This window comes from Streptodolium elevatio (assembly GCF_053592165.1).
Window position 1 is genome coordinate 230,018 of the sequence record NZ_JBSFVE010000015.1, and the last position, 11,794, is coordinate 241,811.

General features: G+C 71.5%; 14 protein-coding genes and 1 pseudogene. 5 read left to right on the top strand and 10 right to left on the bottom strand.

Features of this window, described 5'->3' with window-relative positions; translation table 11 throughout:
• Positions 1-9: 9 nt before the first annotated feature.
• Genes ACWD12_RS26510 through ACWD12_RS26520 form a run of 3 tightly spaced genes read right to left on the bottom strand, consistent with a single transcriptional unit; the run spans position 10 to position 1,867 of the window.
• Positions 10-543: a Dabb family protein gene (locus tag ACWD12_RS26510; RefSeq protein ID WP_450101635.1), complete on the bottom strand. Its 534-nt coding sequence runs from the start codon at positions 541-543 to the stop codon at positions 10-12.
• Positions 540-956 (bottom strand): hypothetical protein, encoded by a 417-nt coding sequence (locus tag ACWD12_RS26515; RefSeq protein WP_450101636.1) that lies wholly within the window; start codon positions 954-956, stop codon positions 540-542. The genes ACWD12_RS26510 and ACWD12_RS26515 overlap by 4 nt, the downstream gene beginning before the upstream one ends.
• Positions 953-1,867 carry an LLM class F420-dependent oxidoreductase gene (locus tag ACWD12_RS26520; RefSeq protein ID WP_358351270.1) on the bottom strand — a complete coding sequence of 305 codons (915 nt, stop codon included), beginning with the start codon at positions 1,865-1,867 and terminating at the stop codon, positions 953-955. The genes ACWD12_RS26515 and ACWD12_RS26520 overlap by 4 nt, the downstream gene beginning before the upstream one ends.
• 89 nt (positions 1,868-1,956) lie before the next feature.
• Here ACWD12_RS26520 and ACWD12_RS26525 point away from each other — a divergent pair, with 89 nt between their 5' ends.
• Entirely contained in the window at positions 1,957-2,712 is a 756-nt protein-coding gene (locus ACWD12_RS26525; protein ID WP_450101637.1) for a TetR/AcrR family transcriptional regulator, read from the top strand.
• A gap of 116 nt (positions 2,713-2,828) precedes the next feature.
• Here the strand turns inward: ACWD12_RS26525 and ACWD12_RS26530 are convergent, their stop codons facing one another.
• The 3 genes and pseudogenes from ACWD12_RS26530 to ACWD12_RS26540 all read right to left on the bottom strand — a co-directional run bounded on the left by ACWD12_RS26530 (position 2,829) and on the right by ACWD12_RS26540 (position 3,901).
• Positions 2,829-3,047: a hypothetical protein gene (locus tag ACWD12_RS26530; protein ID WP_358351275.1), complete on the bottom strand. Its 219-nt coding sequence runs from the start codon at positions 3,045-3,047 to the stop codon at positions 2,829-2,831.
• A 173-nt stretch (positions 3,048-3,220) separates the two neighbouring features.
• Positions 3,221-3,427 (bottom strand): annotated as a pseudogene (locus ACWD12_RS26535) (TipAS antibiotic-recognition domain-containing protein); the annotation flags it as partial.
• A 48-nt stretch (positions 3,428-3,475) separates the two neighbouring features.
• Positions 3,476-3,901, bottom strand: coding sequence for a nuclear transport factor 2 family protein (locus tag ACWD12_RS26540; protein ID WP_358351280.1), 426 nt, complete (start codon positions 3,899-3,901; stop codon positions 3,476-3,478).
• Positions 3,902-4,001: 100 nt separating this feature from the next.
• On the opposite strand from ACWD12_RS26540, the gene ACWD12_RS26545 reads away from it, so the two are divergent.
• The 4 genes from ACWD12_RS26545 (at position 4,002) to ACWD12_RS26560 (ending at position 7,806) form a co-directional block, all read left to right on the top strand.
• Positions 4,002-4,640 (top strand): TetR/AcrR family transcriptional regulator, encoded by a 639-nt coding sequence (locus tag ACWD12_RS26545; RefSeq protein WP_450101638.1) that lies wholly within the window; start codon positions 4,002-4,004, stop codon positions 4,638-4,640.
• Between the two features lie 13 nt (positions 4,641-4,653).
• A complete protein-coding gene (locus tag ACWD12_RS26550) occupies positions 4,654-5,877 on the top strand; it encodes a glycosyltransferase (protein ID WP_450101639.1) in 1,224 nt (407 codons plus the stop codon).
• A gap of 81 nt (positions 5,878-5,958) precedes the next feature.
• The gene (locus ACWD12_RS26555; protein ID WP_450101640.1) at positions 5,959-6,771 is read left to right on the top strand and encodes a GntR family transcriptional regulator; all 813 of its coding nucleotides are present in this window, start codon (positions 5,959-5,961) and stop codon (positions 6,769-6,771) included.
• A 282-nt stretch (positions 6,772-7,053) separates the two neighbouring features.
• Positions 7,054-7,806 carry an FAD-dependent oxidoreductase gene (locus ACWD12_RS26560; protein WP_450101641.1) on the top strand — a complete coding sequence of 251 codons (753 nt, stop codon included), beginning with the start codon at positions 7,054-7,056 and terminating at the stop codon, positions 7,804-7,806.
• Positions 7,807-7,821: 15 nt separating this feature from the next.
• On the opposite strand, the gene ACWD12_RS26565 is transcribed toward ACWD12_RS26560, so the two are convergent.
• The 4 genes from ACWD12_RS26565 to ACWD12_RS26580 form a co-directional block, all read right to left on the bottom strand.
• Entirely contained in the window at positions 7,822-8,691 is an 870-nt protein-coding gene (locus tag ACWD12_RS26565; protein WP_450101642.1) for a spermidine synthase, read from the bottom strand.
• A gap of 159 nt (positions 8,692-8,850) precedes the next feature.
• Positions 8,851-9,888, bottom strand: a complete 1,038-nt coding sequence (locus ACWD12_RS26570) for a 5'/3'-nucleotidase SurE (protein ID WP_450101643.1) — start codon at positions 9,886-9,888, stop codon at positions 8,851-8,853.
• Positions 9,889-10,177: 289 nt separating this feature from the next.
• Entirely contained in the window at positions 10,178-10,678 is a 501-nt protein-coding gene (locus ACWD12_RS26575; RefSeq protein WP_450101644.1) for a hypothetical protein, read from the bottom strand.
• Between the two features lie 196 nt (positions 10,679-10,874).
• Complete coding sequence (locus ACWD12_RS26580) at positions 10,875-11,174, bottom strand: hypothetical protein (protein WP_358351317.1); 300 nt, start codon at positions 11,172-11,174, stop codon at positions 10,875-10,877.
• Between the last annotated feature and the right edge of the window lie 620 nt (positions 11,175-11,794).

An 11,794-nucleotide genomic window follows, 5' to 3' on the forward strand; every position in this document is an offset into this window, starting at 1 on the left:
CCGGCGGTGCTACAGACCGAGGACCGGCCCGTCCGTCCAGCGGAACAGGTGTGCGAGGCGCGGCTCCACGATCGAACCCGGCACCTCCCCGTCGAACCAGCGGTCCACGTACGTCCAGTGGTACGGGTGCGTCAGGTACTCGCCGGTCAGCCCATCGACGTCGGCGAACTCCTGCTCCCACACGTGCGTCCACGCCGACGGCGTCCGGTCCTGGTCGACCCGGCTGAGTGCCCAGCCCCGGATCGTGGTGATGTGGTCCGGCATCGCCATGAGGTCGGCCTCGAACCGCGCGACGGCGTCCGCGTCGGCGCCCGCGCGCACGGTCAGCAGCAGGGTGCGCTTCACGCGGCGGCCGTCCAGCGGAACGGCCTTGGCGCGTACGGGCACCAGGGCAACCGCCTCGGACGCGCCCGGAGGCGGCCGGTCTCCGGTGCAGTCCCAGGTCGCCCCGGTGCCTCCGACGCTCCCGGGCAGGTCGGGTCCGCCGACGGCGCCGTCCGGGACCGGCGTTTCGGCCGGGGCGAGAGCCACCCAGCGGGTCATGCGGGAACCTCCCCGTCGACGGGCGAATCCACGGCCGGATCCAGAGCCGGATCCACGGCCGGTTCCGGGGCGGTGACACGGCGTTCGCGGCGCACCGCGATCTCGTCGGTCGCGGACCAGAACGCCGCGACCGACGGGTCCGTGCCCGCTGCCGCACGCATGCCGAAGAACGCCCGGATGCCGGGCAGTGTCCACAGGATGTGGACGGCGACCGTGTCCGTCCCCACGTGCTCACGCGCGACCGATTCCAGGGCGAGCCCCCGACGTGCCGCACCGGGGGCGTACTCGCGGCGCAGGCGCTCGGTCCAGGAGTCGGCGTGGCCGCGCTGCAGCACGACCGTGTCGTGGATGCGCACCGCCGGCACCGCCGACACCCCTGCCCCGGCCGTCGGAGCTGCCGATGCCGTGCTCACAGCTTGTCCAGCACGTCGTCGCGGTAGCGGGCGATCTGGTCGCGCAACGCGTCGAGGCCGCGTGGGCCGAGCAGGCCGTCGTCGCCCGCGATGCGCGGGGCGACGACCAGGCGCGTGGCGCCGTGCTCGGTGTAGCCGCGGACCCAGGCCGGGTCGTTCTCGCGGGTGCGGTCGCAGCTTCCGGGCCATGCGGTGATCTCGACCGCGTCCGCGGCCCGGCCCGCCTCGGCCGACGTCTCGCGCAGCAGCGCGGCCTGCGTCGCGAAGTCCTCCGGGGTGATCGTGTACGGGAACCAGCCGTCGCCGATCCGGCCCGCCCGCCGCACCGCCGGGTCGCTGTTGCCGCCGAGGACGACGGGCACCGCGCCGGACGCGGGGCGGGGGAGCGAGTTGAGGCGGCTGAAGGACACGTGCCGTCCCTCGTACGACGCGGGGGCGTCGGCCCACAGCGCCCGCATCGCGCCGATGGTCTCCTCCAGGCGGCGTCCGCGGTCGGCATATGGCGCGCCGACGGCGGCGTACTCCTCCTTCTGCCAGCCGATGCCCAGGCCGAGCATCAGGCGCCCATCCGAGTGCCGATCGATCGTCGCGGCGCGCTTGGCCAGCACCACCGGGCTGTGCAGCGGGGCGACGACCATCGCGGTGCCGAAGCGCAGCGTGCCCGTGGCGCCCGCGAGGAACGCGATGGTCTCCAGGGGGTCGGGCATCGGGACGTTCTCGCCGCCGCTGGGCGTGCGGCCCGATTCCGAATAGGGGTACAGCGGCTCGTAGTTCTCCGCGATGACCACGTGTTCCACGGTCCACAGGGATTCCACGCCGCACTCTTCCAGCGTTCCGGCGAAGTCGCGCAGGAAACCGCCGGAAGTGATCAATCCGTCCGCGAACGGTGCCATCATGCCGAGTCTGAGCATGGGGATCCTCGCCCTTGGTGCTTGCCGCGCCGTGTGCCGCGACGATGAGATGACTGACTAATGGGATCGATTAATATCCGGTTGTGGGCGTGACTACAAGACCGACCGAGGCGTCGGCGGGACGTGGACGGACGCGGACCGCCGCGGAGACGACGCGGCGCCGACTGGTGCGCGCGGCGGAGCAGCTGTTCGCCGAGCACGGCGTGGACGGGGCGCGGACCCGGGACATCACCGAGCGGGCCGGGCAGGCCAACTCCTCGGCGCTGCACTACCACTTCGGATCCCGGGACGGGCTGCTGCGGGCGATCCTCGCGGAGCACCAGGCGCGCGTCGAGCGCGCCCTCGCGGTGCGTCTCGCACCGCCCGAGGACGGCGGCGCGGAGGCGGAGGCCGCGGAAGCGCGAGCCGCAAAGGCGGGCGGCGGAGCGACGGAGCTCACCCGGCTCGTCGCGGCGTATATCGAGGCGGAGGCGTCGGAGCTGCGCGACGAGAGCGGGCGGGACTGCCTGCGGATCGTGAGCCAGCTCGCGCACGAGACCGGGTTCCGGGACGGGCGTCCGCACGAGACGCTGGCCGGCGGCATGCTGTGGGGTGTGTTCACCCGGGTCGCCGAGCTGGTGCGGACGGGCGGCGGCGGTCCCGGGGACGGCGTGCGCCGCGCGGTACTGCCCGACGCTCTCGCGAGGGAGCGCGTCGAGCTCATGGTGATGCTGGTCGGCTCGGCTTTCGCCGACCGGGCGCGGCACGTCCAGGCGGGACGGCCGCGACCGGTTGAGGGTGCGGCGTTCCGGGCCGATCTCGTCCGGGTCGTCGTCGCGATGTTGACGGCGCCGGGACCTTCCTAGCTGTCGCTTCCGCGTTGTGTGCGGTCGGCGTACGCGTATCGGCCCTGTCCTGACGCGGGCCCGAAGGGCCCTTCAGGACCGGGATGCCGGTCGGTGTGTCGACCGGCCCGCCCGGTTCAGTGCACGGGCTGGAGCTCGTCGTGCCGGTAGAGCGGGCGCAGGCCGTTCAGCAGACGCACGCCGTACCAACGGAAGGGGGCGATCGGCGGCCGGTGGGCGTCGCCGTAGACGTCCGCCACCTCGCCCAGCTCACCCGCGCTCAGGCCGACCTGAACGCGCACGCGCGTTCCGACCGGATAGCCCTGGCCCCACGACTTGGACTTGGTATCACCCATGAGGGCACCGCCCTTCTGGCCGGTGGCCGTCGCGACCACGTCGGCCGTTACAGACCCCCGCGTCGGTACTTTCGGCTGACTGGCCGCCTGGCTTGAGGGCATTTGAGTGATTAAAGACCGATTCATCTGCACGGGGTAACGGCAGTACCGCCGAACGGCCCAACGGGCGCGGATCAGTCGACGAGATGCACCAGTGCGTAGGCCGTCATCGCGTCGGACAGGTAGTCGGCCGGCCCCGCGCGAGTGCCGTCGTAGACCTCGTGGAAGCGCGGGTCGTCGACGTACAGCCGGCCGAGCCCGCTGTACGCGTAGGCGTCCGGCGTCCAGAACGCCGACACCCATCCGTAGTGCTCCGCGACCACCGCCGGCGTGTGCGGGTCGTCGGTCTGGACGCGGTTGCCACGCTGGAAGTCGACGCGGCGGCAAGGTCAAGCGTGTTCGGTGAGGCGGCGCTCGTCCTCCTCGATGGGGATGTCGTTGATGCTCGCCTCGCGCCGGCGCATCAGCCCGTCGTCGTCGAACTCCCACTGCTCGTTCCCGTGGCTGCGCCACCACTGGCCGTCGGCGTCGTGCCACTCGTACTCGAAGCGCACCGAGATGCGGTTCCCGGTGTACGCCCACAACTCCTTGCGCAGCCGGTAGTCGAGCTCGCGCGCCCACTTCTCGGCCAGGAAGGCGCGGATCTCGGCGCGCCCGGTGAGGAACCGGTCGCGGTTCCGCCAGACCGAGTCCTCGGTGTAGGCGAGCGCGACGCGTTCCGGGTCGCGGGTGTTCCAGGCGTCCTCGGCGGCCTGCACCTTGGCTCGGGCGGTGGCCTCGGTGAACGGCGGGACGGGCGGGCGTACGGCGGTCACGGCGACTCCTCGGGTTGGCGGTCCGATGCGCGAGAACGAGCGTTCTCGGCGATGTCCGTTACGATAGAGAACGATCGTTCTCGCCGCAATGGAGGGCCCTGTGGACGACGCCGAAGCCCGCGACCGCCTGCTCGACGCCGCGGAGGCGCTGTTCTACGCCCGCGGTGTGCAGGCGGTCGGCATGGACGAGATCCGGACCGCGTCCGGCGTACCGCTCAAGCGCCTCTACCGGGTCTTCCCGGCGAAGGCCGACCTGGTGGCCGCCTACCTCGCCCGGCGCGACGGCCGGTGGATCGGCGATCTGCGGGCGGCGGTGGGGGCCGCACCGGACGACCCGCTCCGCGCGGTCTACGACTGGCTCGCCGACTGGTTCGGCGAACCGGATTTCCGGGGCTGCGCGTTCGCCAACGCCTTCGGCGAACTCGGGTACACCTCGGACGCCGTGCTCGACATCGTCCGCGGTCACAAGCGCGCGCTCCGCGGGCTCCTGGGCGAGGTCGCCGAGCGTACGGGCGGCGGCCCGGCGCTCGCCGACCAGCTCATGCTGCTCACCGAGGGGGCCATCGCGGTCGCGGCGCTGGACCCGGGGCCGGAGTCCGCGCGCACCGCGTACCGTGCCGCGGCGGCTCTCGCGGGTGCGGGCGCGGACATGGAAGCGGACACGGGTCTGGGTTCGGACCCGGACGCCGGCGAAGACGCGGTGCGGGCGAGGGTGCGAGCGCCGGGTCCCCGCGCCTGACAGGCTGTGCCTCGTGGACGTGCTTCTGTGGATCACCGCCCTGTCGGGTGCGGCGTGGGTGTACCTCGCGCTGGCGCACGGCGGGTTCTGGCGGACCGACACGCGCCTCGCGCCGCGGGGTTCGCGTACGCCGCCCGCCGAACCGCCGTCGGTCGCCGTCGTGGTCCCGGCCCGTGACGAGGCGGACATCATCGGCGCCGCGCTGCCGACCCTGCTCGCCCAGAAGTACCCCGGCTCCGCGCGGGTGATCCTCGTCGACGACGGCAGCAGCGACGGCACCGGCGAACTCGCCCGCACGCTCGGCGACGCGCCCGGCGTACGCCTCCCGCTCACCGTCACCACGCCCGGACCGCCGCCGAGCGGCTGGACCGGCAAGCTGTGGGCCGTCCGGCACGGCGTCGAACTGGCCGGCGACGCCGAATTCCTGCTGCTGACCGACGCCGACATCGCGCACGCCCCCGACTCGCTGGCCCGCCTGGTCGCCGAGGCCGCCGACGAACGGCTCGACCTCGTCTCGGTCATGGCCCGGCTGCGCGTGGCCACGGGGTGGGAGCGCGTCATCGTGCCGGCGTTCGTCTACTTCTTCGGCAAGCTGTTCCCGTTCCGCCGGGTCAACCGGCACAAGTCCAGGACCGCCGCCGCCGCGGGCGGGTGCGTCCTGGTCCGCCGCACGTCGCTCGCCGCGGCCGGCGGTATCGACGCGATCCGCGACGCGGTGATCGACGACGTCTCGCTCGGCACGCTGGTCAAGCGCGGCGGCGGCCGGGTCCGGCTGGTGCTCGCCGACCCGCCGCGCCGGCACGCGACCGAGTGGTGGCCGGTGCACGTCGACAGCGTCCGCCCGTACCCCGCGCTCGCCGACCTGTGGCGCATGGTCTCGCGCAGCGCGTTCGCCCAACTGCGGCACTCCTGGCTGCTGTTGGTCGGCACCGTGTTCGGCCTCGCCCTGGTCTACCTCGCGGCCCCGGTCGCCCTGATCGTCGGCGCGATTGCGGGGGCGTGGCCGCTCGCGCTGCTCGGCCTCGCGGTTTGGGCGCTGATGACGGCGACGTACGTGCCGATGGTCCGCTACTACGGACGCCCCGCCTACGAGGCCCTGTTGCTGCCCTTCGCCGCGACGCTCTACCTGGGCATGACCGTCGACTCCGCGATCCGGCACGCCCGCGGCCGCGGCGCCGCGTGGAAGGGCCGTACCTACCCGGCCCCGGAATCCTCGCGCGACGCGCCGGGCCGCTGAACGGACCGGCGGGAAGACCCAAGGCCCGCCAGCCGTCGCGGGCCCGGCGAGAATTTGAAGACACGATCTAGGCTCGGGGCCATGTCCGCCGAGCCGCCCGTACGTCCCGCGCGTCCCGCGCTTCCGATCACGCCCGCGCCGCCGGACTCCACCGCGCGTCCCTACCGCGACGGCATCCCCGAACACGGCCGCGTCCCCAAGTCGTACGCCGTCAAAATGCGGCTGCTCGGGCTCATGGACGAACTCGGCGAGGACGCGCTGCTGCCGCCCGAACGCGAGCTGGCCGCCGAGTACTCGGTCGCGCGCAGCACCCTGCGCTCGGCCATCGCCGAACTGGTGATGGAGGGCCGCCTGCGCTCGGCGCGCGGACGCGGCACCTACGTCGCCCCGCCCAAGCTCGTGCAGCCGCTCAGCCTCGCGAGCTACACCGAGTCGGTCCGCTCGATGGGCATGAGACCCGGGCGGCGGGTCGTCACGGTCGAGCACCACGTCGCGCAGCCCGACCTCGCGGAGCGCCTCGGGATCCGGCCGGGCGACCTCACCGTGCACCTGGAGCGGGTGCTGCTCGCCGACGAGGAGCCGATAGGGCTGGAGAGCACGTACCTCCCGCTCGACCGCTTCCCGACGATCCTCGAAGTGCTGCGCCCGGAAGAGTCGTTGTACCGCTGCCTCCAGGAGGACCTGGGAGTTGTGTTCGCGGAGGCCGACGAGACCGTGGAGACGGTGCTCGCCGCGCCGCGCGAGGCGCTGCTGCTCGGCACCAACCCGGCGCTGCCGATGCTGCTCACGATGCGCACGTCGTACGACCCGCACGGGGTTCCCATCGAGCGCGTACGGCAGCTCTTCCGCGGGGACCGCATCGGCTTCGCCACCCGCCTGCGCGCCGCGACCTGAGGATCGGCGGCCCCAGAGGACCGCGTACCAACCCTCCGGCCGAAAGAGGGCGGCGGCACACCGGGGCAGTTGCCGCAGAGAGTGGCAAAACCACTTCCACGAGCGGGGGGTCGTATGGTCTTGCGCCTGAGATCTATAACGAAGAGGTAACAGGTCCGGACCTTAACGGGCCGTTCATTCAGGTGACACACGGCCTCCGCATTCTCGGCACCGACCACGCGCACGCCGGTCACCGCCCAGCCGGGAGAACCGTCCCGGACATGAACAGCCGGGAGGCGCCACGTGCGGATCGTCGTGGTCGGGGGTGGCGTGCTGGGAACCATGCACGCGTGGCAGGCGGTCCGGCGCGGACACGACGTCGTCCACCTCGAGCGCGAGCGCGAGGCGCGCGGCGCCTCGGTCCGCAACTTCGGCCTCGTGTGGGTCGGCGGCCGGGCCGGCGGAGACGAACTGCGCACCGCCGTCCGAGCCCGCGAACTGTGGGAGCGGATCGGCGCCGAGGTGCCCGGGGTCGGCTTCCGGTCCGCCGGATCCCTGACGGTCTGCCGCAACGCCGACGAACTCGCGGTCGCCGAGGCGGCGTTGGCGCTGCCCGAAGCGACCGAGCGCGGTCTGAAGGTGCTCGACCCCACCAAGTGGATCGTGATCGCGGCGCACGCGGTGCTGGTCGTCGCGTTCGCGTACGCCACCGTCTCGGCAGGCTTGGACCGCACGGACCGCGCCTTCGCGGACGTGGCCGCGAGCCTCGGCGCGAGCCCGCTCCGGGTGCTCCTGCGCATCCGCCTGCCGATGCTCCTGCCCTCGGTCTCGGCCGCGGCGAGCCTGTCCCTCGCCCTGTCGATGGGCGAGGTCGGCGCCACCGTCATGATCTACCCGGCGGACTGGCGGACGCTGCCCGTCTCGGTGTTCACCCTGACCGACCGGGGCAAGGTCCTGCTGGGTTCCGCGGTGACCCCGACACTCATTCTGGCGACGCTGGTGTTGCTCATCGCCGTCGGAATGCTGAAAGGCCGGGTCGAGGAATCCCGCAAATGAACTGCCGCCCGCGGCTCAGCGCTTGTCGAAGATGCGGGGCGGCGGCATCGGGGAGCTTGCGGCGGTCGTGTCCACCACGACCGCCGCGCCTCCCGTGAAGTCGTCGAGCGCCTCGCCGTGTTGCACGCGCCCCGGAAAGGGATCGGCCGCGGTGCGGCGGGTCAGTTCGGGGACGGGCAGTTCGCGCCGCGAGGCGGCCACGATGACGTTGCCGAAGCGGCGTCCGCGCAGAACCGCGGGGTCGCTGATCATCAGCACGTGCGGGAAGGCCGCTTCCACGGTTGCTATTTGGGCGCGTACGAAGTCGAGGCGCCCGCCGTCCGCGAGATTCGCGGTGTAGACGCCATCGGGCCGCAGCGTGCGCGCGATCTCCTGGACGAACTCCACCGAGGTCAGGTGCGCGGGCACGCGCGAGCCGCCGTACGCGTCGACGACCGCGAGGTCGAACACCGCGTCCGGGGCCTTCGCGGCCACCTCGCGCGCATCCCCGTTGCGGATCCGGACCTGCGCGGTCTTCTCCAGCGGCAGGTGCTCACGTACGAAGGCGATCAGCCGCGCGTCGATCTCCACCACCTGCTGCCGGGACCGCGGCCGGGTCGCGGCCAGGTAGCGGGGGAGGCTCAGCGCGCCGCCGCCGAGGTGCAGCGCATGCATCGGCTGCCGCGCCGGGGCGCACAGGTCGACGATGTGCCCCAGGCGGCGGATGTACTCGAACTCCAGCCACGTCGGATCGTCGAGGTCGACGTGTGACTGCGGTGCCCCGTCCAGGAGAAGGGTCCAGGCGCGGGGCCGGTCGGGATCCGGGACGAGTTCGACGGCCCCCGAGTCCACGACGGCGCGCACGCTCTCCCTTGCGCCTCGCGTACGCCGCTGCTTCTCCGCCATGGAACCAGTATCCGCACGTGGCACCGGGCGGGGCACATGCCGAAGAGGCAGAAGGCCCCGCCCGGTGACGGGTGTGTGCGGCGCGGTGCCGCACACACCGCGGCCCCGGCGCGTTCGTCGCACGGAAACGTGCCGGGGCCGCGATCTCGACGCGCGCGGTCAGTGGCCGGTCTTGAGGAACAGTTCGAGCCGCAGGTCGTCGTTGCCGGTGTACGAGCGGTCGCCGGTCGCCGTGCTCACGGTGATGTGGCCCTTGTTCAGCTCGGCCCAGTCCGACTTGCGCTTTTCCTCGTCGCGGCAGAACGTGCCCGGCGTGTTGCAGTCGCCCATGCCCACCGCGAACGTGTCGCCGGTCGGCTTGTACGACACGGCGAGCACCGTCTCGGTGCCGATCTCGGTCCACACGGGGCGGCCGGGGTCCTTGCCCTCGACGGCGTTCGGGTAGTTGACGTTGATCGCGTACTCGTCGGTCAGCAGGCGCCGCTTCTTCAGGTCGGCGACGAAGCCGGGGACGAAGTCGGCGAACTCGCGGTACGTGCGCTGGGTGATGCCGAACGTCGCGGGGTCGAAGCCGGAGCTGAGCGCGATCGCGGGCTTGCCGTTCTCGATGGCCATGATCGCCGCGCTGAGCGTGCCGGACTCGTAGGTCACATTGCCGACGTTGGGGCCGGAGTTGGCACCGGTGACGACCAGGTCCGGCCCGTTCTGCCAGCCGACCTTGGCGGCCAGGCCGCCGCGCAGGGCCAGGCGTACGGTGTCGCCCGGTGTCGCGCTCGGGGTCGTCGGACCACACGGGGCCGCGCTCTTGCACACGCCGAAGACGACGCCCTTTGCGGGGGCACCGGCGCAGTCGTTCTCGAATCCGGCCGGCAGCGCGGTGCGCTGCGACACGGTCAGCGAGCCGCTGCCGGTCATGCTCGTGCCGGTGCCGCTCATGAACTGCCACGGGGCCATCACGACGACATCGGCGCCGGCCGCGCACAGCGCGCGCCGGACTTCGTAGAGGCCGCGCCCGTCGGAGCCGTCGGGGCGCGCGTTCTGCATCGAGTCGTCGTTGCTCAGCAGGATCTTCATGCCAGCGAGCGAAGGGCTCGGCTGGGGACGGTTGTTCGGGGCGGCCGAGGCACTTGCCGTCAGTGCGAGCGCGAGCACGCCGGCAGCCATGGCGGGGACGAGGTGCTTGGTGGAGAGGTGCATGCCGGGAAACTAGAAGTTAAAACCGAGTTAGTGAAAGGTTTGTAACCGGAACGTGACCTTCCGATCGTACGTCAGCGCACGCTGACCTGCGGAAACGACAATACGGTGACGTATGTGCGGGCGCGGGGTTCGGGCGTGCTGAACGTGCCTCGGTCACGGAGGTCCGGACCCGGGAGTCAAGGAGCCGGCGAGCTGGGGGGAGCCGAGCAAAGGGGAGCGGGCAGGCGTGCGAGTCGCCCGCACCCCCGCCTGCTCGCCTGCCCGCCTGTCCGGATGTTGCCTGCCCGGCCTACTCGGCCGAGGACGGAGAGCCCGACGCGAGTCGCGGGCTCTCCTCTGGGGACAGCACGTGCCACGAGATCTGCTCGGCGGCGAAGAAGCACTGCGAACGCCCGACGATGTCCACCGCGTCGACCGGCTCGTACTGGCCGGGGCCGTCGACCGGGTCGAGGTCGAGGTACAGCAGTTCGCCGTGCGTCTCGTCGGCGAACCGGGACACGACCGGGTCGAAATAGAGCATCCCGGAGAAGCCCTTGCCGTGCTCCAGCCGGTAGTCCCGCAGGCCGGCCAACCGGAACTCGATGGGCGTCCAGGGCCAACCGTGCTCACGGTCCCGTGCGTCGACCACGATCCGGGCCGACGCGCCGCCGGGGGTGAAGGGATCGTCGATGCCCACCCGGGTCACGCAGCCGTTGTCGAAGTCGTACTCGGCCAGCAGGTCGCCCAACGTCTCGGGCGTGAGCAGCGGCATCAAGGTCCTCCGGTCGGCGTCATATGACGACACCATCATGAGACCAGTCTGCTCGGCCCGCTTCGATGCGTGCCCGCTCGCCTGGCACTCCTTTGTCCGGAGCTCCGTGAAGCCCGCCGGAGGCCGACCGCGGTGCGGCCGGTCCCGCCGAGACTCCTGATGCGCGTCAGCCCGACGTTCGCCCGACGTCAGCCTGACTTCAGGCTGACGTCGGGCGTGAGACAAGACGTGCGGGTCAGAAGCGTGTCGCGGCGCGGGACAGCGCGCCGCCGATCAGCGCATAGATGACCGCCGCCAGGCCCTCGTTCACGAAGATGCGGGCCTTGTAGCTGTCCGGTGTGAACAGGTTCTCCGACCATTCGGTCAGGGAGCCGGCCCAGTCGCCCATCGTCCGGACGAGATCGTTCGCGGGGTTGGCTTCGAGGAGCACCAACAGGATGTGCAGGACGATGATGCCGACGACGATGGCCGTGACAACCCGGATCACCATCGCGATCGGGTTCGCGTGTGTTCGGTATGCCCTCGTAGTCCTCATGAGTGAACCGTGCTCGGGATCCGCTCGGTGAAACGGACTTGTCCGACCTGGGGTGGATGCCCTGCCAGGGCCCGGAGGCCAGGCGTACCAAGGGGACACGCGAGGCAAACCTCGATTTGCGAGAGCGTGACGACGTGGGTACAGTCATGCCACCGCTCAGCAGGGAGACCTGAGACAGCGTGTGCCCGAGGCACCCGCTGGCTGGTCCCGCGAGCGGGGATCCGCAGCACCACTCTCGAACGAGGTACGTCGCGCGCTCTGCGCTGCGTACGCGGTCGGCGTGTGCCTGGATCCTTCCGGATGGACTCGGAATGGCAGACCGGATCGCCGATTAGGCGAAACGAAATGCGATCCGCTAAAGTCTGGAGCGCCGCAGGGAAAAGCCCGCGAGGGTCGATTCCGAAGGCAAAGCGGAAAGCGAAACAGACCGGAAACGGTGTGCTAAGCTGGAAGCGCGGAAAGAAAAGCAAGAACAAAGAAACACCGAAGAGCGTAACGCCCGGAGAGACCGGTGAAAGGGTCTCAAAGGAAGCGTCCGTTCCTTGAGAACTCAACAGCGTGCCAAAAGTCAACGCCAAATAACAACCCCGGCGTGCACTGTGCGGTCACCGGTCTGGTGG

What these genes read in the sequence shown, in the direction of transcription:
- ACWD12_RS26510 (WP_450101635.1), bottom strand. Translation starts at nt 543, where the DNA reads ATGACCCGCTGGGTGGCTCTCGCCCCGGCCGAAACGCCGGTCCCGGAC.
- ACWD12_RS26520 (WP_358351270.1), bottom strand. Translation starts at nt 1,867, where the DNA reads ATGCTCAGACTCGGCATGATGGCACCGTTCGCGGACGGATTGATCACT.
- ACWD12_RS26530 (WP_358351275.1), bottom strand. Translation starts at nt 3,047, where the DNA reads ATGGGTGATACCAAGTCCAAGTCGTGGGGCCAGGGCTATCCGGTCGGA.
- ACWD12_RS26555 (WP_450101640.1), top strand. Translation starts at nt 5,959, where the DNA reads ATGTCCGCCGAGCCGCCCGTACGTCCCGCGCGTCCCGCGCTTCCGATC.
- ACWD12_RS26565 (WP_450101642.1), bottom strand. Translation starts at nt 8,691, where the DNA reads ATGGCGGAGAAGCAGCGGCGTACGCGAGGCGCAAGGGAGAGCGTGCGC.
- ACWD12_RS26570 (WP_450101643.1), bottom strand. Translation starts at nt 9,888, where the DNA reads ATGCACCTCTCCACCAAGCACCTCGTCCCCGCCATGGCTGCCGGCGTG.
- ACWD12_RS26575 (WP_450101644.1), bottom strand. Translation starts at nt 10,678, where the DNA reads ATGATGGTGTCGTCATATGACGCCGACCGGAGGACCTTGATGCCGCTG.
- ACWD12_RS26580 (WP_358351317.1), bottom strand. Translation starts at nt 11,174, where the DNA reads ATGAGGACTACGAGGGCATACCGAACACACGCGAACCCGATCGCGATG.